The organism is Cellulomonas biazotea (assembly GCF_004306155.1).
GTDB classification, from domain to species: Bacteria; Actinomycetota; Actinomycetes; order Actinomycetales; family Cellulomonadaceae; genus Cellulomonas; species Cellulomonas biazotea.
The window spans coordinates 1-20,689 of the sequence record NZ_BIMR01000100.1; the positions used below are offsets into that span (position 1 = coordinate 1).

Annotated in this window: 20 protein-coding genes and 1 riboswitch; of the genes, 19 read left to right on the forward strand and 1 reads right to left on the reverse strand. The window is 75.5% G+C overall.

The window, feature by feature from the left end; all coding sequences use genetic code 11:
- The 10 genes from CBZ_RS07970 to CBZ_RS08015 all read left to right on the forward strand — a co-directional run.
- The coding region (locus tag CBZ_RS07970; protein ID WP_246013148.1) for an RsmB/NOP family class I SAM-dependent RNA methyltransferase at positions 1-1,527 on the forward strand (1,527 nt) is incomplete at its 5' end.
- Between the two features lie 76 nt (positions 1,528-1,603).
- Positions 1,604-2,263 carry a ribulose-phosphate 3-epimerase gene (gene rpe, locus CBZ_RS07975; protein WP_130781041.1) on the forward strand — a complete coding sequence of 220 codons (660 nt, stop codon included), beginning with the start codon at positions 1,604-1,606 and terminating at the stop codon, positions 2,261-2,263.
- Positions 2,264-2,397: 134 nt separating this feature from the next.
- A riboswitch (FMN riboswitch) is annotated at positions 2,398-2,533 on the forward strand.
- A 176-nt stretch (positions 2,534-2,709) separates the two neighbouring features.
- Complete coding sequence (ribD, locus tag CBZ_RS07980; RefSeq protein ID WP_130781076.1) at positions 2,710-3,825, forward strand: bifunctional diaminohydroxyphosphoribosylaminopyrimidine deaminase/5-amino-6-(5-phosphoribosylamino)uracil reductase RibD; 1,116 nt, start codon at positions 2,710-2,712, stop codon at positions 3,823-3,825.
- Positions 3,826-4,449 (forward strand): riboflavin synthase, encoded by a 624-nt coding sequence (locus tag CBZ_RS07985; protein WP_130781042.1) that lies wholly within the window; start codon positions 3,826-3,828, stop codon positions 4,447-4,449.
- Entirely contained in the window at positions 4,446-5,804 is a 1,359-nt protein-coding gene (gene ribB / locus CBZ_RS07990) for a 3,4-dihydroxy-2-butanone-4-phosphate synthase (protein ID WP_130781043.1), read from the forward strand. Before CBZ_RS07985 ends, ribB begins: the two co-directional genes overlap by 4 nt.
- On the forward strand, positions 5,801-6,268 hold the full coding sequence (gene ribH / locus CBZ_RS07995; protein ID WP_130781044.1) for a 6,7-dimethyl-8-ribityllumazine synthase: 468 nt from the start codon (positions 5,801-5,803) through the stop codon (positions 6,266-6,268). Before ribB ends, ribH begins: the two co-directional genes overlap by 4 nt.
- 1 nt (position 6,269) lies before the next feature.
- The gene (gene pnuC / locus CBZ_RS08000) at positions 6,270-6,971 is read left to right on the forward strand and encodes a nicotinamide riboside transporter PnuC (protein ID WP_130781045.1); all 702 of its coding nucleotides are present in this window, start codon (positions 6,270-6,272) and stop codon (positions 6,969-6,971) included.
- Between the two features lie 51 nt (positions 6,972-7,022).
- Entirely contained in the window at positions 7,023-7,286 is a 264-nt protein-coding gene (locus CBZ_RS08005) for a phosphoribosyl-ATP diphosphatase (protein ID WP_130781046.1), read from the forward strand.
- 59 nt (positions 7,287-7,345) lie between these two features.
- Positions 7,346-8,194: an ATP phosphoribosyltransferase gene (hisG, locus tag CBZ_RS08010; protein WP_130781047.1), complete on the forward strand. Its 849-nt coding sequence runs from the start codon at positions 7,346-7,348 to the stop codon at positions 8,192-8,194.
- An 8-nt stretch (positions 8,195-8,202) separates the two neighbouring features.
- Complete coding sequence (locus CBZ_RS08015; protein WP_165446702.1) at positions 8,203-8,637, forward strand: PH domain-containing protein; 435 nt, start codon at positions 8,203-8,205, stop codon at positions 8,635-8,637.
- Positions 8,638-8,684: 47 nt separating this feature from the next.
- Here the strand turns inward: CBZ_RS08015 and CBZ_RS08020 are convergent, their stop codons facing one another.
- Complete coding sequence (locus CBZ_RS08020) at positions 8,685-9,827, reverse strand: DUF3866 family protein (protein WP_130781049.1); 1,143 nt, start codon at positions 9,825-9,827, stop codon at positions 8,685-8,687.
- Between the two features lie 36 nt (positions 9,828-9,863).
- Here CBZ_RS08020 and CBZ_RS08025 point away from each other — a divergent pair, with 36 nt between their 5' ends.
- The 9 genes from CBZ_RS08025 to lnt all read left to right on the forward strand — a co-directional run bounded on the left by CBZ_RS08025 (position 9,864) and on the right by lnt (position 20,683).
- Positions 9,864-10,913, forward strand: a complete 1,050-nt coding sequence (locus CBZ_RS08025) for a helix-turn-helix transcriptional regulator (RefSeq protein ID WP_130781050.1) — start codon at positions 9,864-9,866, stop codon at positions 10,911-10,913.
- Positions 10,906-11,880, forward strand: coding sequence for a helix-turn-helix transcriptional regulator (locus tag CBZ_RS08030; protein WP_130781051.1), 975 nt, complete (start codon positions 10,906-10,908; stop codon positions 11,878-11,880). The genes CBZ_RS08025 and CBZ_RS08030 overlap by 8 nt, the downstream gene beginning before the upstream one ends.
- Positions 11,881-11,886: 6 nt before the next feature.
- A complete protein-coding gene (locus tag CBZ_RS08035) occupies positions 11,887-12,216 on the forward strand; it encodes a hypothetical protein (protein WP_130781052.1) in 330 nt (109 codons plus the stop codon).
- Positions 12,217-12,304: 88 nt separating this feature from the next.
- Complete coding sequence (gene tatA, locus CBZ_RS08040; protein ID WP_130781053.1) at positions 12,305-12,568, forward strand: Sec-independent protein translocase subunit TatA; 264 nt, start codon at positions 12,305-12,307, stop codon at positions 12,566-12,568.
- Between the two features lie 45 nt (positions 12,569-12,613).
- Positions 12,614-13,402, forward strand: coding sequence for a twin-arginine translocase subunit TatC (gene tatC, locus CBZ_RS08045; protein ID WP_130781077.1), 789 nt, complete (start codon positions 12,614-12,616; stop codon positions 13,400-13,402).
- On the forward strand, positions 13,399-14,313 hold the full coding sequence (locus tag CBZ_RS08050) for a diacylglycerol/lipid kinase family protein (RefSeq protein WP_130781054.1): 915 nt from the start codon (positions 13,399-13,401) through the stop codon (positions 14,311-14,313). Before tatC ends, CBZ_RS08050 begins: the two co-directional genes overlap by 4 nt.
- Positions 14,314-14,377: 64 nt before the next feature.
- Positions 14,378-17,254 (forward strand): DEAD/DEAH box helicase, encoded by a 2,877-nt coding sequence (locus CBZ_RS08055; protein ID WP_373862155.1) that lies wholly within the window; start codon positions 14,378-14,380, stop codon positions 17,252-17,254.
- 94 nt (positions 17,255-17,348) lie between these two features.
- On the forward strand, positions 17,349-18,986 hold the full coding sequence (locus CBZ_RS08060) for an amidohydrolase (RefSeq protein WP_130781056.1): 1,638 nt from the start codon (positions 17,349-17,351) through the stop codon (positions 18,984-18,986).
- A 524-nt stretch (positions 18,987-19,510) separates the two neighbouring features.
- Positions 19,511-20,683, forward strand: a complete 1,173-nt coding sequence (lnt, locus tag CBZ_RS08065; RefSeq protein WP_246013150.1) for an apolipoprotein N-acyltransferase — start codon at positions 19,511-19,513, stop codon at positions 20,681-20,683.
- Positions 20,684-20,689 lie beyond the last annotated feature (6 nt).

Below are 20,689 nucleotides of genomic sequence, written 5' to 3' on the forward strand. Positions count from 1 at the left end.
GACCGTGGCGGTGCGCGCGACGGCGGTCGCGCCGCCGGTCGTGACGCCCAGGGGCGGCAGCGCGGAGCGGCACGCAGCGAGGGCCGCACGACCCGCTCGGCGGCCGCACCGGGGCAGCGTCGGCGCGGCACGGACCCGGCACGCCGCGTCGCGTTCGACGTCCTGCGCACGGTCGCCGAGGGCGACGCCTACGCCAACCTCGTCCTGCCACCGCTGCTCCGCGAGCGCGGCCTGACGGGCCGGGACGCCGGCTTCGCGACGGAGCTGACCTACGGCACGCTGCGCCTGCGGGGTCGCTACGACGCGGTCGTCGAGCTCGCGGCGGCACGCCCGGCCGCCCGGATCGACGGTCCTGTGCTCGACGTCCTGCGACTCGGCGTGCACCAGGTCCTCGGCATGCGCGTGCCGGCGCACGCGGCGGTCTCGGAGACCGTCGGCCTCGCCCGCGAGGTGACCGGAGCGGGACCGGCCCAGTTCGTCAACGCGGTGCTGCGCGCCGTCGCACGCGAGCCGTGGGACGTCTGGGAGCAGCGCATCGGCGACGCCGCGGACCCGGACGGCAGCGACCCGGTCGCGCGGCTCGCCACCGTCGGCAGCCATCCGGTGTGGGTCGTGCGCGCGCTGCGCGAGGCCCTGGTCGGCAACGACCGCGGCGTGGACGAGATCGCCGCGCTGCTCGACGCCGACAACGCCGCGCCGCTGGTCACGCTCGTCGCCCGCCCCGGCCTCGCGACCGTCGAGGAGCTCGGAGCGACCGCCGACGCCGCCGCGGGACCGCTGTCGCCCACCGCGGTCGTGCTGCCGGGCGGCGACCCCGCGTCGCTTCCCGCGGTGCGCGAGGCACGCGCGGGGGTCCAGGACGACGGCAGCCAGCTCGTGGCGCTCGCGCTCGGGGCGGCACCGCTCGACGGCCCCGACGAGCGGTGGCTCGACCTGTGCGCAGGGCCGGGCGGCAAGGCCGCGCTGCTCGCGGCGCTCGCCTCGTCGCGGGGCGCCCGACTCGTCGCGAACGAGGTGCAGCCGCACCGGGCGCGCCTGGTCCGCCAGTCGCTGCACGCCGTCCCGGCGGACGCGGTCGAGGAGGTCCGGACCGGCGACGGACGCACCGTCGGCACCGACGAGCCCGCGTCGTACGACCGCGTGATGGTCGACGCGCCCTGCACCGGGCTGGGCGCGCTGCGTCGACGGCCCGAGTCGCGGTGGCGGCGGACGCCCGCGGACGTCGCGACGCTCGGCACCCTCCAACGCGAGCTGCTCGGCTCGGCGCTGCGCGCCGTGCGCGTCGGTGGCGTCGTCGCGTACGTGACGTGCTCGCCGCACCTCGCGGAGACGCGGCTCGTCGTCAAGGACGCGCTGCGGGCGGCCGCGAAGTCGGGCGTGGACGTCGAGACGCTCGACGCGGCCGCGGTGGTGCGCGACGTCGCGCGGCGAGACGTGGACCTGCCGGACCGGACGGACGTGCAGCTGTGGCCGCACGTGCACGGCACGGACGCGATGCACCTGACGCTGCTGCGCCGCACGTCCTGACGGCACGCCGGGGACCCTCGGCAGCGGGGCTCGGTCGCGGGCGGCACGGCGCTGGTCGCGTGACTACGCTGGCCGCGTGCCCGCCATGATCAACCCGAGCATCCTGTCCGCCGACTTCGCGAACCTCGAGCGCGACCTCGCGAGGATCGCGGACGCCGACTACGCGCACGTGGACGTCATGGACAACCACTTCGTGCCGAACCTGACGATCGGGCTGCCGGTCGTGCGCCGCCTCGCGCAGGTCTCGCCCGTCCCGCTGGACGTGCACCTGATGATCGCCGACGCGGACCGCTGGGCTCCGGCCTTCGCGGAGGCCGGTGCGGCGTCCGTGACGTTCCACGCCGAGGCGGCGCAGGCGCCGGTGCGGCTCGCGCGCGAGCTCCGCGCGGGGGGTGCGCGCGTCGGTGTCGCGCTGCGTCCGGCGACGCCGGTGGAGCCGTTCCTCGACCTGCTGGCGGAGATCGACATGGTGCTCGTGATGACGGTCGAGCCGGGGTTCGGCGGCCAGTCGTTCATCGAAGGGACGCTGCCGAAGGTGCGGCGGACCCGGGCGGCCATCGAGGCGGCCGGGCTCGACACGTGGGTGCAGGTCGACGGCGGGGTGTCGCGGGACACCGTGGGGCGGATCGCGGCGGCGGGCGCGAACGTCTTCGTCGCGGGCTCCGCGGTGTACGGAGCGGAGGACGTCGCGGCGGAGATCGCGGCGCTGCGCGACCTGGCGGACGCCGCGTCCTGACCTGCGGGTCGGCCACCCGCGGGGTGGTCGGGACCAGCCCCCGGGCGGTGCTGTCCGACGCGTGAGACGCAGGTCGCGCGCCGAGGGCGGGAATGCCCCGTGTGGCATGATCGTTGGCGCAGTGCAGAACACGAACACGTGCTCCGGGGTCGGTGTAATTCCGAGCCGGCGGTGACAGTCCGCGACCCGCACGGTCCTTCGGGACCTGGCGGTTGACCTGGTGGAACTCCAGGACCGACGGTGAAAGTCCGGATGGGAGGAAGTACGTGGCGGGGCGTCGCCGAGCGACGTCCCGTGGCAGGGCGACGGCCGTCGGACGACGGTGTCCTCTGCGCGACCCCGGGGCCTGAGCAGCGCCCGGAGGTGACCCTGTGACGAGCACGCCAGCCCTGAGCACGTCGGGCACGAGCACGCCCGCGGCGGGCACGTCGGCGACGCCCGTCCGCGTGCCGGGGGCGGCCGGGTCCGGTCCGGCGACGCCGTCGGCTGCTGCGGGTGCCGTCCTCCCCGCCGAGCTCGCCGCGCTGCGTCAGGCCCTGCTGCTCGCTCGCCGCGGACCCCGGCACGGACCGAACCCGCGCGTCGGCTGCGTGCTCCTCGACCCGACCGGCGTCGTCCTCGGCGAGGGCTGGCACGCCGGAGCGGGCACCGCGCACGCCGAGGTCGCCGCGCTGCGCGACGCCGCCGCGCACGGCGCCTCGACCCAGGGCGCGACCGCGGTCGTCACGCTCGAGCCGTGCGACCACACCGGGCGCACCGGCCCGTGCACCCAGGCGCTGCTCGACGCCGGCGTGCGGCGCGTCGTCGTGGCCGTCCCGGACCCCAACCCGGTGGCGGCCGGCGGTGCGGACCGGCTGCGCCGCGAGGGCGTCGACGTCGTGACGGGCGTGCTGGCCGAGGAGGGCCGCACGCTGCTCGGCACGTGGCTCACGGCGGTCGAGCGCGGCCGCCCGTTCGTCACGCTCAAGCTCGCGTCGACGCTCGACGGCCGCGTCGCCGCGGCCGACGGGACGAGCCGGTGGATCACCTCGGACGTCGCCCGGCACCACGCCCACGACCTGCGCGCGGAGGTCGACGCCATCGCCGTCGGCACGGGGACGGTCCTCGCGGACGACCCGACGCTCACGGCGCGCAACGCGGCGGGGGAGCCGCACTCGTCGCAGCCGCTCCGTGTCGTCGTGGGGCACCGCGACGTCCCGGCCGGTGCGCGGCTGCACGGCCCGGGCGGCGAGCTCGTGCACGTGCGGACCCACGACCCGGCCGAGGTCCTGCGCGTGCTGGGCGAGCGCGAGGTCCGGCACCTGCTCGTCGAGGGCGGGCCGACCCTCGCGGCGGCGTTCCTGCGTGCGGGGCTCGTCGACGAGGTGCACGCCTACGTCGCACCCGTGCTTCTCGGATCCGGCCCGTCGGCCGTCGGCGACCTCGGCATCGGCACGATCGGCGACGCCGTGCGCCTCACGCCGCGCAGCGTCCTGCCGCTCGGCCCCGACGTCCTCGTCGTCGCCACCCCGGAACCGGCCGGCGACGCGTCCCGCACCACCCCCACGGACCAGGAGGTCTGAATGTTCACCGGCATCGTCGAGGAGATCGGCACGGTCGAGGAGATCGTGCCCGGCACGGACGCGGGCGGGCAGGCTGCCGACGCGCGCGTGCGCATCCGCGGGCCGCTCGTCACGTCCGACGCGCGGCTCGGCGACTCCATCGCGGTGAGCGGCGTCTGCCTGACGGTCACCGACCTGCCCGGCGACGGGACCTTCACCGCGGACGTCATGCCCGAGACGCTGCGCCGGTCGGCGCTCGGCGACCTCGTCGCGGGCGGTGAGGTGAACCTGGAGCGGGCGCTGCCCGTGGGCGGGCGCTACGGCGGGCACGTCGTGCAGGGACACGTCGACGGCGTCGGCACGGTCCTCGGGCGCACGCCCGGACCACGCTGGGACGACGTCGAGATCGGCCTGGAGCCGCAGCTCGCGCGGTACGTCGCCGAGAAGGGTTCGATCAGCGTGTCCGGGGTGTCGCTCACCGTGACGCACGTCGGCGACGACGCGTTCGGGGTGTCGCTCATCCCGACGACGCTCGCCGCGACGACCCTCGGCACGCTCGCGCCCGGTGCGCGGGTCAACCTGGAGGTCGACGTGCTCGCGAAGTACACCGAGCGCCTGCTCGCGACGGCGGGGGTCGGCCGATGACCGACGTGCGGCTGGGGACGGTCGAGGACGCGCTCGACGCGCTGCGTGCCGGTCGGCCGGTGCTGGTCGCGGACTCGCCCGACCGGGAGAACGAGGCCGACGTCATCCTCGCGGCGCAGTCGGCGACGCCCGAGTGGGTCGCGTGGACCATCCGGCACTCGTCGGGCTACCTGTGCGCGCCGATGCCGGCCGCGCGGGCCGACGCGCTCGACCTGCCGCTCATGGTCCCGCACAGCCAGGACCCGCGGCGGACGGCCTACACCGTGACTGTCGACGCGGCGACGGGCGTGACGACGGGGATCTCGGCGTCCGACCGGGCGCGCACCCTGCGGGTGCTGGCCGACCCGGCGTCGGGGCGCGAGGACCTGATCCGCCCCGGGCACGTGCTGCCGCTGCGGGCCGTCCCGGGCGGCGTCCTGCACCGGGCGGGCCACACCGAGGCCGCGGTCGACCTGTGCCGGCTGGCGGGTCTCGAGCCCGTCGGGGCGATCGCCGAGCTCGTCGACGACGACGGCTCGATGACGCGCCTGCCCGCGGCGTCCGAGCTGGCCGAGCGGGAAGGGCTCGTCCTGCTGACGATCGACGCGATCGTGGCGTGGCGGACGGCGCACGACGACGTCGAGCCCGTCGACGCCGCGGTCGTGCCCCTGCTGCGCGACCGTGTGCACGCCACGCACACCGCGTACCTGCCGACGCGGCACGGCGACTTCCGGATCCACGGCTACCGCGACCTGCGTACGGGCGACGAGCACGTCGCACTCGTCCCGACGTCCGGGCTCGCCGCCACTCCCGTCGTGCGCGTCCACTCGGAGTGCCTCACGGGGGACGCGTTCGGGTCGGCCCGGTGCGACTGCGGGCCGCAGCTCGACGCCGCGCTGCAGCTCGCCGCCGAGCAGGGGGGCGCGGTCGTGTACCTGCGCGGGCACGAGGGCCGGGGGATCGGCCTGCTCGCGAAGGTCGCGGCGTACGCGCTGCAGGACGAGGGCCGCGACACCGTCGAGGCGAACCTCGACCTCGGCTGGCCCGCGGACCGCCGCGAGTACGGGGCAGCGGCCGCGATCCTCGCGGACCTCGGCGTCCGGCGCGTCAGCCTGCTGACCAACAACCCCGCGAAGGTCGCGGGCCTGCGGGCGCACGGCATCGACGTCGCGGAGGTCCGCGGCCTGGAGGTCGGCCGGACACCGCAGAACGAGGCGTACCTGCGCACCAAGGCGACGTCGATGGGGCACCTGCTGCACCTGCCCGCCGACGGCCGCCGCGACCCGATCCCCGTGCGTCCCGTCCTCGCGGCCCCCGCGACGCCGGGCGCCGACACCACCGACCACGCGTTCGAGAACCTGGAGGACCTGGCATGAGCGGTGCGGGAGCACCTTCCCTGAGCGTCGACGGCACCGGACTGCGTGTCACCGTCGTCGCCGCGAGCTGGCACACGACCGTCATGGACGGCCTCCTCGACGGTGCCCGCCGGGCGCTCGCGCGGGCGAACGTCACCGACGTGCGCGTCGTGCGCGTGCCCGGCACGTTCGAGCTGCCGGTCGCCGCCGCGGCAGCCGCCCAGCAGGGCGCGGACGCGGTGGTCGCGCTCGGCGTCGTCATCCGCGGCGGCACGCCGCACTTCGAGTACGTGTGCCAGGGCGCGACCCTCGGCCTCACCGACGTCGCGATCCGCACGGGTGTGCCCGTCGGCTTCGGCGTGCTGACGTGCGACGACGAGCAGCAGGCGCTCGACCGGGCGGGCCTCGAGGGCTCGCACGAGGACAAGGGCGCGGAGGCCGCGGAGGCGGCCGTCGCGACGGTCCTGGCGCTGCGAGCGCTCTGAGATGGGTCCGCTCGCCTGGCTGTTCGACGCCACGGTGACGATCGCGGGCCACGACATCCTGTGGCGCGAGATCGTCGGCAACCTCTTCGGCCTCGCGTCGGCCGTGGGCGGCCTGCGCCGGCGCGTCTGGGCGTGGCCCGTCGGGATCGTCGGCAACGTGCTGCTGTTCACCGTGTTCCTCGGCGGGGTCTTCCACACGCCCCAGGCCACGGACCTGTACGGGCAGGCCGGCCGCCAGGTGTTCTTCGTGATCGTGTCCGTGTACGGGTGGGTGCGCTGGCGGCAGTCGCAGCACGCGGCCCAGGCCGCCGGCGGCGCGCCCGACGCGCCCGCCGTCGTGCCCCGGTGGGCCGGGCCGCGCGGCTGGGTGCTCATCGGCACGGTCGCGGTCGTCGGCACGGTCGCGTGCGCGCTCGTCTTCCGCGCACTCGGGTCGTGGGGGCCGTGGGCCGACGCGTGGATCTTCGTCGGCTCGCTGCTCGCGACGTACGGGATGGCGCGCGGCTGGATCGAGTTCTGGCTCATCTGGATCGCGGTCGACGCCGTCGGGGTGCCGCTGCTGCTGTCCGCCGGGTACTACCCGTCGGCCGTCCTCTACCTCGTCTACGCGGGCGTCGTCGTCTACGGCTTCGTCGTGTGGCGGCGGGCCCGCCGGGAGGAGGCGGCACCCGCGGTCGACGCCCAGCAGGCAGCGCATGCCTGATCGGCGGACGGCGGACGACCGTCCCGTGGGACGCGTCTAGGCTTGGCCGACGTGAAGACCTTCGACGCCCTGTTCGCCGAGCTGTCCGAGAAGGCGGCCACCCGCCCCGCGGGCTCCCGCACCGTGACCGAGCTCGACGCCGGCGTCCACTCCATCGGCAAGAAGATCGTCGAGGAGGCCGCCGAGGTCTGGATGGCGGCCGAGCATGAGGGCGACGAGCGCACCGCGGAGGAGATCTCCCAGCTGCTGTACCACCTCCAGGTGCTGATGCTGGCGCGCGGGCTGACGCTCGACGACGTCTACGCCCATCTCTGACGCGCCACCGCGCACGCCCCGCCCCGCCCCCCGTGCCCTGACCCACCGATAGGACCCCCGTGCTGAGGATCGCCGTCCCCAACAAGGGCTCGTTGTCCGAGCCCGCCGCCGAGATGCTCCGCGAGGCCGGCTACCGGCAGCGTCGCGACTCGCGCGAGCTCGTGCTGCCCGACCCGGACAACGACGTCGAGTTCTTCTTCCTGCGTCCGCGCGACATCGCCGTGTACGTCGGAGCCGGGACCGTCGACGTCGGCATCACCGGCCGCGACCTGCTGCTGGACTCGCAGTCCGCGGCGGTCGAGCACCTGCCGCTCGGGTTCGGCGGGTCGACGTTCCGGTGGGCCGCGCCCGTCGGGCTCATGAGCGACGTCAGCCACGTCGCGGGCAAGCGGGTCGCGACGTCGTACCCCGGGCTCGTGTCGACGTACCTCGCGGAGCGGGACGTCGTCCCGGCCGGCATCGTGCGGCTCGACGGCGCGGTGGAGACCGCGACCCGGCTGGGCGTCGCCGACGTCATCGCGGACGTCGTCGAGACGGGCACGACCCTCAAGGCCGCGGGCCTGGAGATCTTCGGCGAGCCGATCCTGCGCTCGGAGGCCGTCCTCGTGCGCCGCTCCGGCGAGGAGGAGCCCGTCGGTCTCGACGTGCTCGCGCGCCGCCTGAAGGGCGTCCTGACGGCCCGCGAGTACGTCCTCATGGACTACGACGTCCCGCTGTCCCTCGTGGAGCAGGCCGTCGCCATCACGCCCGGGCTCGAGTCGCCGACCGTGTCGCCGCTGCACAACCGCGAGTGGGCGGCCGTGCGGGCGATGGTCCGGCGCTCGGAGACCAACCGCGTCATGGACGCCCTCTACGACATCGGTGCGCGCGCGATCCTCGTGACGACGATCCACGCGTCGCGTCTGTGACGCTCGCCATGAGCGGGACGGTCACGGTGTTCCGGCCCCGGTTCGCGCGCGTCGTCACGCTGGCCCTCGCGGTCGCGGTCGTCGTGCTGACCGGCGTCATCATCGCCGTCCTGCCCGGTGCCGGACCGCTCGACCAGGCGGGCTTCGCGCTCGTCGGTCTGCTCATCGCCTGGTTCTGCTGGCGGCAGGCGTCCGTCAGCGCCCGGGCGGACGACGCGGGGCTCGTCGTGCGCAACCTCATGCTGACGCGTCGCCTGGAGTGGGCCGAGGTCGTCGCCGTGCGGTTCGGGCACGGGCGACCGTGGGTGCAGCTCGACCTCGCCGACGGGGACACGCTCGCCGTCATGGGGATCCAGCGCGCCGACGGCGAGCGGGCCGAGGAGGACGCACGCCGGCTCGCGACGCTCGTCGCCGAGCACACCCGGACGCAGCGGGACGACTGACCGCCGGTCCGCCCTCCCCGGGTCGCGGCACGCCGCGCCCGTCCGCGTCAGGCGGTGAGCAGGTCCACCGCGTGGACGCCCGCGACCGCCGCCGCGAGGAACGCCGCGGGGTCGTCGTCCAGCCCGCGTCCCATCGTCGAGAGCCGCACCGGGCTGCCCGCGAGCGCGCTCAGCAGGTCCGCGCCGGCGTTCACGTCGACGAGCCGGTGCAGCCCGTGCGGGGCGCCGAGCGCGGCGACCTGGTGCTGCACGCGGCGGCCGAGGGCGTCGAGGCCGCCGTCGGGATCGGGCTCGAAGACGGGCACGGGGACGTCGGCGGGACGCAGCGCGACGCGCCCGTAGGCGGTGAGGGAGTGGTGCGAGACGCCGAGGTGCCGTTCGCGGGGGTCGGCGCCGCTGACCCGCAGGGAGGCGACGGGACGTCCGCCGAGCACGGCGGCGGCGTTGACGGCCTCGCCCGCGGCGACGCCGGAGAACCCCCAGCGGGTGCCGGTGCCGAGGTTCCCGGGGCCCTGCGCGACGACGACGACGTCGGCGCCGACGACGTGCCGGGCGGCGAGCAGGCCGGTGTGCACGGTGACGGCCTCGTGGTCGCCGCCGAACGCCTGCCCGGTGGTGACGCAGGCGTCGATCCAGCCGGCGTCGCGCAGGCCGGCGACGGCGCGGGAGAACCAGGCGGGCAGGGCGCCGCCGTCGGTCATGACGTAGGCGACGGTCGGTGCGGGGCGTCCGGCGCGGGCCGCGGCGTACCGGAGGCCGGCGACGACCGCGGGCAGCGCCGAGTGCAGGTCGGCGACGACGACGGGCAGGCCGGCGAGGTCGTCGGCGTCGCGCAGGGTCTCGTGGTGGGGCGACTCCTGGTCGTCGACGCCGAGGACCATCGCCTGCAGGGGCGTGTAGCGGGCCTTCACGAGGTGGCCGGGTCCGGGCGGCGGGTCCGCGGGAAGGTCTCCGCCGGGTGCCGCGACGAGGGCGTAGCCGCCCGTGCCGAGGCCGCGGGCGAGCGCCGAGACGTTGAGCAGGACCCGGTCGCCGACGTCGGGCCGGCCGACGAGCGCGGGGTACGCGAGCGCGCGGACGCGATGGGGGAGGACGCCCTCACCGGGGTCGTCGAGGTCGACGGTGAGCTCCTGGGCGCCCGACCAGCTCGTCCCGGTCCCGACGACGACACCCGAACGCCACGTGATCACGGCCCCACGGTACCGGGGCGGCTACCGTGGTCCCCGATGCCCCCCGCGATCCCTCCCGCCGAGCGCCTGCTCAACCTCGTCATCGCCCTCGTCAACACGTCCGGCCGCATGACCAAGGAGCAGGTGCGCACGAGCGTCGCCGGCTACCAGGACGCCCCGTCGGACGACGCCTTCGAGCGGATGTTCGAGCGCGACAAGGACACGCTGCGCGACCTGGGGATCCCGGTGCTCACGGTGACGGACGCGGGTCACGGCGACGACATCGGCTACCGGATCGACGCGGACGCGTACGCGCTGGCGCCGCTCGACCTCACGGCCGCCGAGCTGGGCGTGCTCGCGATGGCGGCCCAGCTGTGGCAGGACCAGTCGCTGCGCTCGGACACGTCGCGCGCGCTGACGAAGCTGCGGGTGGTGGGGGCGGGGCCCGAGTCGGGCGACCTCGTCGCCGGTCTCGCGCCGCGGGTGCGGTCGGGCGGGGGTGCGGTCGGCCCGCTGCTGGACGCGGTGCAGGCGCGGCAGGTCGTGCGGTTCGTGTACCGGGCGGCGAACACGGGCGAGGTGCGCGAGCGGACGGTCGAGCCGTGGAAGCTGCTGGCCCGCCGCGGCGGGTGGCTGCTCGTGGGCCGTGACCGCGAGCGCGGCGCGTCCCGCTCGTACCGGCTGAGCCGGGTGGAGGGGGCGGTGCGGCCGGTCGGCGAGGCGGGGGCGTTCGCGCCGCCGTCGGCCGAGGAGCTCGCGGAGGCGCTGCGCCCGTGGGACGAGCGTCCGGAGCGCGTCGCGACGCTCGCCGTCCTGCCGGAGCGGGCGAGCGCCGCCCGCGCGCGGGCCGTGCCCGCCCCGGCGGACGCTCCCGACCTCGCGGCGGACCCGCACGTCGCGACGCTGCTCGCGCACCGCGACGTCGTGCACGTGCCGTTCCGGCTGGACTGGGAGCTCGCGGAGGAGCTCGTGGGGTACGGCGACGCCGTGGTGGTCCTCGACCCGCCGAGCGTGCGGCACGCGGTCCTGCACCTGCTGCGGACGGCGGCGACGCTCGACGACGCGGCGGGGGCTCCGGCGACCCGCTCGGGAGGTCACGATGGCTGAGCGCGCGAGCGACCGGCTGCTGCGCATGCTCGGGATGATCGCGTACCTGGACCGTCACGAGGGCGTGCCGGTCGAGGAGATCGCGGAGCAGTTCGGCGTGAGCGCGTCGCAGGTCCTCACCGACATCGACACCCTGTGGGTGACGGGGACGCCGGGCTACTTCCCGCACGACCTCATCGACTTCGACGCGGCGTCGTACGAGCAGGGCGTGGTCCGTCTGACGGAGTCGCGCGGCATGACCCGGCCGCTGCGGCTGGGCGCGCGCGAGGCGGTCGCGCTGCTCGCGGCGCTGCGGGCGCTCGACTCGGCCCTGCGGCCCGCCCTGGACCCGGAGCGGGCGCAGGTCCTGTCGTCCGCTCTCGCGAAGCTCACGGCCGCGGCGGGCGACGCGGCGGCCGCGCTGGACGTGCGCCTCGGCCTGGACGCGGCGCCGGACGTCGCGGCGGCCCTGGCGACGGCGCTGCGCGAGGGGCGACGGCTGCACCTGCGGTACGTGGACGCCTCGGACGTGGCGACGCAGCGGGACGTCGACCCGCTGCGCCTGGTCACCGACGACGAGCGCTCCTACCTGCTGGCGTGGTGCCGGCTCGTCGACGGGGAGCGGCTGTTCCGGGTGGACCGGGTCCTCGAGGCGCGCGTGCTGGACCAGCCCGTCGCCGACCACACGGTCGCGCCGGACGCGGGGGAGTTCCAGCCGGGCCCTGACGGTGACCTGGTGACGCTGCACCTGCGCAGCCGGGCGCGGTGGGTCGCGGAGAGCACCCCGGTCGAGGCGGTCCGCAACCACGAGGACGGCTCGTTCGAGGTCGACCTGCGCGTGCTGCGACCGGTGTGGGTGCGGCACCTGGTGCTCCAGGTCGCCGACGACGTCCTCGAGGTCCGGCCGACGCGGGTCGCCGCGGAGGTCGCGGCGTCGGCCCGTGCTGCGCTCGACGCGTACGGGCCGCTGGCCGACGGGGACGGGTGATCGACGGTGCTGTGGTTCACGGTCTGGACGGTGCTGGTGGTCGGCACCCTGGTCGGGGCGCTCTTCCTGGGGCGTCGGCTGTGGCGCTCGAGTGTCGCGCTCGGGCGCGAGCTGGGCATCGCCGCGCAGACGTGGGAGGTCCTGGCCCGACGGCTGGACGAGCTGCGGTCGCTCGCGGAGGACCGGGCGGGCGAGACGCGGCCGACGGTCCTCGCGGACCGCGACGTGCTGCGGGAGCGGCTCGACGACGTGCGCGCCGCGCGGGACGTCCGCCGGTTCGCCCGGGCGGAGCGGCACCGCCGCACGTGGCAGGGCTGGCGCGCGTACTGGCGCTGAGGCCGGCGTCGCCGGGACGTGCGGCGAATCGGACCTGCGGGGTTAGGATTCGCGGGACTTCGGCAATCCGTGATGGAGGGGCAGCCCCGTGATCCGCAACCTGAGCGCCTGGCACATCATCGTCCTGGTGCTGGTCGTCCTGCTCCTGTTCGGGGCGAACCGCCTCCCGGGGCTGGCCAAGAGCGTCGGCCAGTCGATGAAGATCTTCAAGTCCGAGGTCAAGGACCTGCGGGACGACGACAAGGACGGTCCCGCCGACGGCACCGAGACGGCGGCCACGGCGAACGGCACGGTGAACCGCGACCGGCGTCCCGAGGAGCCGACCGAGGGCACCACGCCTCCGAAGGTCTGACCCCGGGTGAGCACCTCCCGCCGCGGTCGCGACGCCGGCGGCCGGATGCCGCTGCGTGCGCACCTGCTCGAGCTGCGCAAGCGCCTCGTCCTGGCGTCCATCGGCATCGTCGCCGGTGCCGTCCTGGCGTGGGTCTTCTACGACCCGGTGTTCGAGGCGATCCAGCGACCCCTGGAGATGGCCGCGACCACGCGTGACGAGCTCGTGACGCTCAACTTCGCGGGCGTCGCGGCGCCGTTCGACATGCGCGTCAAGGTCACGGTGTTCCTCGGCGTGATCCTGTCGAGCCCGTGGTGGCTCTACCAGCTGTGGGCGTTCATCACGCCGGGGCTGACCCGTCGCGAGCGCGGGTACGCGTTCGGGTTCCTCGGGGCCGCGGTGCCGCTGTTCCTCGGCGGTGCGCTGCTCGCCTGGTACGTGCTGCCGCACGCCGTGGGGCTGCTCATCGAGTTCACGCCCGAAGGCGCGTCGAACCTCGTCGACGCACAGACGTACCTCGGGTTCGTCATGCGCGTGATGCTCGTCTTCGGCCTGGCGTTCCTGCTGCCCGTCGTCATGGTCGCGCTGAACTTCGCCGGCCTGGGCACCGCCGCGACGTGGCGCAAGGGCTGGCGCTGGGCCGTCATGGTGGCCTTCACGTTCTCCGCGATCATGACGCCGACGCCCGACGCGATCACGATGATCGCCGTCGCGATCCCCATCTGCCTGCTCTACGCGGGGGCGCTGGTGATCTGCACCGTGCACGACCGGCGCGTCGACCGGCGCCGTGTCGCTGCGGGTCTGCCGCGGCTCGACGGGACGTTCCCCGACGACGCGGACAAGGCGACCGCGTGAGGCACGTCGGCGTCGTGGTCAACCCGACGGCCGGCAAGGGGCGCGGCTCGACCGCCGGGCGACGCGTGCACGAGCTGCTGGTCGCGCGCGGCATGAAGGTCGAGGACCTGTCCGCGCCCACCCTCGCGCAGGCGAGCGACCGGGCCCGTGCGGCCGCGGTGCAGGGGCTGGACGCGCTCGTCGTCGTCGGCGGCGACGGCATGGTCCACCTCGGCGCGAACGTCGTGGCGGGGACGGCGCTGCCGCTCGGCGTCGTCGCGGCGGGCACCGGCAACGACATCGCCCGTGCGCTGGGCCTGCCGCTCGACGACGTGACCGCGGCGGTCGACGTCGTCAAGCGTGGCCTCGACGAGGGCCCGCGGCGCATCGACGCCGTCCGTGTCGGGACGCCCGCGCACTCGGCTCACGAGTGGTTCGTGGGCGTGCTGTCGTGCGGCATCGACGCCGCCGTCAACGCCCGTGCCAACACCATGACGTGGCCGCGCGGGTCCGCCCGCTACGTGCGCGCCCTGGCCGCCGAGCTCACGTCGTTCCGCCCGTACGGGTACCGCGTGACGCTCGACGACCGCACCTGGGAGTCACCGGGGACCCTCGTGGCGATCGCGAACACGCCCTGGTTCGGCGGCGGTCTGCACGTCGCCCCCGACGCCCGCGTCGACGACGGGCTGCTCGACGTCGTCGTCGCCGGGCCCCTGTCCCGGTCCGCGATCACGCGGATCTTCCCGGGGATCTACCGCGGCCGGCACGTCGGGCACCCGGCCGTGACGATCGTGCGGAGCCGCACCGTGCTGGTCGAGCCCCTCACGGCGCTCGGCGCACCCGCACCGGCGGCCTTCGCCGACGGCGAGCGCGTGGGGCCGCTGCCGCTGCGCGTGCAGGTCGACCCCGGGGCGCTGGCCGTCCTCGCCTGACGCCGACGCGCGCGACCGGCTGCGTCCGTCGTCGGGCCGTGCGCGTGCCTAGGGTGTGCCTGTGGTGTCACGCTGGCGTCGTCCGTCCTCCGCCTCCGCTCCGTCGAGCACCGGCTCGACCCGTGCCCCCGCGGCCGAGCCGTCGCCCGCCGAGCGGTACGCGGCGTCGCGCCGTCGCGCCGAGGAGGAGCGCGGCGAGCTCGCGCAGTTCCGCCAGCTCCTCACGTTCCCCCTGGACGAGTTCCAGGCCGACGCGTGCGCCGCGCTCGAACGGGGGAGCGGCGTGCTGGTCGCCGCCCCGACCGGCGCCGGCAAGACGGTCGTCGGCGAGTTCGCCGTGCACCTCGCGCTCGCGTCGGGGCGCAAGGCGTTCTACACCACGCCCATCAAGGCGCTGTCGAACCAGAAGTACGGCGACCTCGTGCGCCGGTACGGACCCGAGCGGGTCGGGCTGCTCACGGGCGACACCACGATCAACGGCGAGGCGCCCGTCGTCGTCATGACGACCGAGGTCCTCCGCAACATGCTCTATGCGGGGTCGCCCACCCTCGCGGGCCTCGGGTACGTGGTCATGGACGAGGTGCACTACCTCGCCGACCGGTTCCGCGGCCCGGTGTGGGAGGAGGTGATCATCCACCTGCCCGACGACGTGCAGCTCGTCTCGCTCTCGGCGACCGTGTCCAACGCCGAGGAGTTCGGCGACTGGCTCGCGACGGTGCGCGGCGACACGGAGATCGTCGTGTCCGAGCACCGGCCCGTCCCGCTCGGGCAGCACGTCCTGGTGCGCGGCGACCTGCTCGAGCTCTACGCGGGCCACGTCGACCCGACCGACCCGGGCGTCGACCCGCCCATCAACCCGGACCTGGTCCACCTGCTGCGCCGCACCGAGCGCACCGACGGGCCGTCCGGTCGTCGGGGTCCGGGCGACCGCGGGTACCGGGGGCGCGGCGGTCACCGTCCGGGCGGCGGGCAGGGCTTCGGCCGGCCGACGCCCCGGTTCGCGGTGGTCGACGCCCTCGACCGGGACGGCTTGCTGCCCGCGATCGTCTTCATCTTCTCCCGTGCCGGGTGCGAGGGGGCCGTGCAGCAGTGCCTCGCCGCCGGCGTGCGCCTCACCGACCCTGCGGAGCAGGCGACGATCCGGCGCGTCGTCGAGGAGCGCTGCGCCGCGGTGCCGCCCGAGGACCTCGACGTCCTCGGGTACTGGGACCTGCTGGAGGCGCTCACACGCGGCGTCGCGGCCCACCACGCGGGCATGCTGCCGCTCTTCAAGGAGACCGTCGAGGACCTGTTCTCCCGCGGTCTCGTCAAGGTCGTGTTCGCGACCGAGACGCTCGCCCTCGGCATCAACATGCCTGCGCGCTCCGTGGTGCTGGAGAAGCTCGTCAAGTGGGACGGGTCCAACCACGTCGACGTCACGCCCGGCGAGTACACCCAGCTCACCGGCCGGGCCGGGCGGCGAGGGATCGACACGGAGGGGCATGCGGTCGTCGTCGCGCACCCGGGGCTCGACCCCGTGCAGCTCGCGGGGCTGGCGTCCAAGCGCCTGTACCCGCTCAAGTCGAGCTTCCGCCCCACCTACAACATGGCCGTCAACCTCGTCGCCCAGGTCGGCCGCGACCGTGCACGCGAGGTCCTCGAGACGTCGTTCGCGCAGTTCCAGGCGGACCGCGGCGTCGTCGGGCTCGCCCGCCAGGCGCAGGCGCACACCGAGGCCCTCGACGGGTACGCCGAGGCGATGCGCTGCCACCTCGGCGACTTCGCCGAGTACGCGGCGATCCGGCAGGACATCGCCCGCCTGGAGCGCGAGCAGTCCCGCGCCGCGGCGAGCGCACGCCGGGCCGAGGTCGCCCGCTCGCTCGAAGGCCTGCGCGTGGGCGACGTCCTGGAGATCCCCGTGGGACGGCGCCCCGGGCACGCCGTCGTCGTCGACCCCGGCGGCAGCGGCGGCTTCGACGGCCCCCGCCCGACCGTCGTGACGACCGACCGTCAGGTCCGCAGGCTCACGGTGGCGGACGTCGGGACCGGCGTGCGCACCGTCGGCTACCTGCGCGTCCCGAAGGGATTCAACGTCCGCGTGCCGGCCGCGCGGCGCGAGCTCGCCGCGGCCCTGCGCTCGTCCGTGCAGACCGGCCCGGCCCCCGACGGACGCCCTGGCCGCACGAAGCGGCCCGAGCGGCACACGGCCGCGCAGGACGACGCCGCGGTCGCAGCGCTGCGCCGCCGGCTGCGGGCGCACCCCTGCCACGCGTGCCCCGACCGTGAGGAGCACGCCCGCTGGGCGGAGCGCTGGCACCGGCTGCGCGGCGAGCACGACGCGCTCGTGCGGCGCATCGAGGGGCGGACCGGCTCGATCGCCGTGGTGTTCGACCGGATCTGCGACGTGCTGGAACGCCTGGGTTACCTGGAGCGGTCCGACGGGGCTCTCCAGGTCACCCCCGACGGCCGGTGGCTGCGCCGCCTGTACGCGGAGAACGACCTGCTCCTCGCCGAGTGCCTGCGACGGGGCACGTGGGACGAGCTCGACGTGCCCGGCCTCGCCGCGGCGGTGTCGACGCTCGTCTACCGGTCCCGCCGCGAGGACCAGGGGGAGCCGCACGTGCCGGGCGGACCCGCCGGGCGGCTCGGCGTCGCCCTGGACGGGACCGTGCGGGCGTGGTCGGAGCTCGAGGACCTCGAGTCCGAGCACCGCCTGGAGTCGACCGTCCCGCTCGACCTGGGGCTCGTCGAGGCCGTGCACCGGTGGGCCGCGGGCCGCAGCCTGGACGCGGTCCTGCGGGGCGGGGACCTGTCGGCGGGCGACTTCGTGCGGTGGTGCAAGCAGGTCATCGACGTCCTCGACCAGGTGTCCGGCGCGGCCCCGCACGAGCGCACGCGGACCACGGCCGCCCGGGCCGTGGACGCCCTGCGGCGCGGGGTCGTGGCGTACTCGTCGGTGTGATCCCGGTCGGTCGTCCACGTCACGGAGCCGTTCGCCCGGTTTCGCCCGATCTCGGCAGGGTGCGCCGCGCTGACCTGCCCTATCGTGAGCGGATGTGAGAGCGACCCTCTACCGCAACGGTGTCATCCACTCCTCGGCCGACCCGTTCGCACAGGCCCTGCTCGTCGACGACGGCGTCGTGGCGTGGCTCGGGGACGACGACACGGCCGACGGGCTCGCCGCCCGCGCCGACGAGGTCGTCGACCTGGACGGGGCTCTCGTGGCCCCCGCGTTCGTCGACGCGCACGTGCACGTCCTGGAGACGGCCCTCGCGCTGGAGAGCGTGCACCTCGCGGCGGACGCCGGGGTGCGGTCCCTCGCCGACGCCCTCGACGCCGTGGCGCGCGCTGCTCGTGAGCGCCCCGTCGAGCAGCAGGACGCGCCCCTGCTCGGGTTCGGGTGGGACGAGCTCGCGTGGCCGGAGCGCCGGCCGCCGACCCGGCACGAGCTCGACGCCGCGGCCGGTGGCGCGCCGGTGTACCTCGCCCGGGTCGACGTGCACTCGGCCGTGGTCTCGACCGCCCTGGCCCGTTCCGCCGGCCTGGAGGACCTGCCGGGCTGGAGCGACGACGGCCGCGTGGAGCGCGAGGCCCACCACGCCGCCAGGGAGGCCGCGCGGCGCGTGTCGGACGAGCGCCGGACGTCCCTGTACCGCCGGGCGCTGACGCATGCGGCGTCGCAGGGCGTCGCGTCCGTCCACGAGCAGAGCGCGCCCTTCATCGACACCCGTGCGGGGCTCGTCGAGCTCCTTGGCACGACCGCGGACCCGGCCAGCGGTCTGCCGCTGGTCGTCGGGTACCGCGGCGAACGGTGCGTCACGGTCGACGACGCGCGGGCGCTCCTCGAAGCCGTGCCGGGTCTCACCGGCATCGGCGGCGACCTCAACGTCGACGGCTCCCTGGGGTCGCACACCGCTGCCCTGCGGGCCCCCTACGCGGATGCCGACGGTTCCGGTGTGCTGTACCTGTCGGCCGAGGAGATCTGCAACCACGTCACCGCGGTCACGCGCGCCGGGCTGCAGGGCGGCTTCCACGTGATCGGCGACCGCGCGATGGACGAGGTCGTCCTGGGGCTGCGGGCCGCCGCCGACGTCGAGGGCGTCGAGGCGATCGGGCGTGCCGGGCACCGGCTCGAGCACGCCGAGATGGTCGACGCACCGACGCTCGCGTCGCTCATCCTGCTGGGCGTGCGCCTGAGCGTGCAGCCCGCGTTCGACGCCGCGTGGGGTGGCGACGGCGGCATGTACGCGCAGCGGCTGGGCGCGGGCCGTGCCGCGGCGCTCAACCCGCTGGCCGACCTCGCCGGCGCCGGCGTCCCGCTCGCGTTCGGTTCCGACTCGCCCGTGACCCCGGTGAGCCCGTGGGCGGGCGTGCGGGCCGCGGTGCTGCACCAGGCGCCCGAGCAGCGGATCTCGGCGCGGGCGGCCTTCCGGGCGTCGACGCGCGGCGGCTGGCGGCTCGCGGGTCTCGACCACACGGGCGCGGGGGAGCTGCGCGTGGGTGCGCCCGCGCACCTGGCGGTGTGGCGGGCCGACCACCTCGTCGTGCAGGCGCCCGACGGGCGGCTGGCGTCGTGGAGCACCGACGCGCGCTCGGGCACGCCCCTGCTGCCGTACCTCGGCCCTGACGCTCCGGAGCCGCAGTGCCTGCGGACCGTCCGCGACGGCGTCGTGCTCTTCGACGCGCTCGGCTGAGGCCCTCCGCCGCCTGCGACCCGCGACTCGCGGAGCCCGCTTTCCCGACGGGGTCGCGAGGTCGCGGCCCGTCCGCGTCGACCCGAGCGGGTGATTCTTGCGGGGCGCGCTGACACGCGTCGTGCTGGACAGATGTCCGATTCCTGCGACACGCCACGCGACACGCCGGGCTGGGGGAGACCACGCCTTCGGGGTGGTCGCGGATGACCTGCGCAGAGAACCCCCACCTGCACCGACGCCACCTTGACACCTCGGCTGATCTCGGTAGGTTCACGAGGGTATTCGTGGCTGCACGAGATCGGTTCCACCCCGACGCAGGCGTCGGGACGGGCACGGGTCGCAGCCCCGTCATCGAACGGGGGGCACGAATTCTCTGGGTTCCGACCGGGCCCGCGTGTTCAACAGACAACGGTCGCGCCGCTCGGCGCCGACCGGTACGAAGGACACGCGGGCCGGTCGGTCGGACACCCCTCACCAGCACCTCGACGGACCCGGCGCACAGCGGGCTGTCGTACTCTTGCGCGGTGCTCGCCCGTGAACCGTCCCGCTGGTGGGCCCTCGCGCTGGCCGTCGCGAGCGGGCTGGTCACGCGCGTCGCGTTCCCCGGCCCCGCGGTGTGGGGAGCGGCCTTCGTCGGCGTCGCCCTGCTGTACCTCGCGATGCGCCGCGACAGCGCCCGCTGGAACGCCCTCGTCGGGTTCGTCTGGGGGCTGGCGTTCTTCGCCCCGCTGATCACCTGGGCCGACGAGGCCGTCGGGCTCGTCCCGTGGCTCGCGCTCAGCGTGCTCGAGGCGTCGTACATGGCGCTCTTCGGCGCCGCCTGGTCCTGGGCGCGCCGGGGAGAGGCCGTCTGGCGCAACGGCGGCCTGCAGGTCGCCGTCTTCACGATCCTGTGGGTCGCGATCGAGGACCTGCGCTCGACCTGGCCGTTCGGTGGCTTCCCCTGGGGCCGCCTCGCGTTCTCGCAGGCGGACTCGCCGCTCGTCGCCTACGCCTCCTGGGCCGGAACGCCGCTCGTCTCCGCGGCCGTCGTCGTCGTCGGGGTGCTGCTCGCCCGGGCCGTGATCAGCGCCGGCCGCGTCGTCGTGGGACGCACCGTGGGTGCCGTGGCGGTGGCGGCCGCCGTCCTCGTCGGCGCCCTGCTCATCCCGCTCGACACCGCCGCCGAGAGCGGCACCCTGCGCGTCGGCGCCGTCCAGGGCAACGTGCCCGGCACCGGCCTCGACGCGTTCGGCCAGCGCGAGGCCGTGCTCCGCAACCACGTCGACGGAACGATCGCGCTGCTCGACCAGGTCGAGCCCGGCGAGCTCGACCTCGTGCTGTGGCCCGAGAACGGGACCGACATCGACCCGCAGGTCGACGAGGGCGCCGCCGCGCTCATCGACTCCGCCGCGCAGGCCGTCGACGCCCCGATGCTGGTCGGCACCGTCGAGTACCCGCCGTCGGGCGGCCGCTACAACACCGCGGTCCTCTGGGAGCCCGGCACCGGTGTCGTCGCCACCTACACCAAGCAGCACCCCGCACCGTTCGCCGAGTACATCCCCATGCGGTCGTTCGTGCGGCACTTCTCGTCCGCCGTCGACCTCGTGACGCGCGACATGATCCCGGGCGACCGCCCCGGCTACGTGCCGCTCGAGTCCGAGCGCCTCGCCCGCACCGTGGGCATCGGTGACGTCATCTGCTTCGAGGTCGCCTAGGATTCG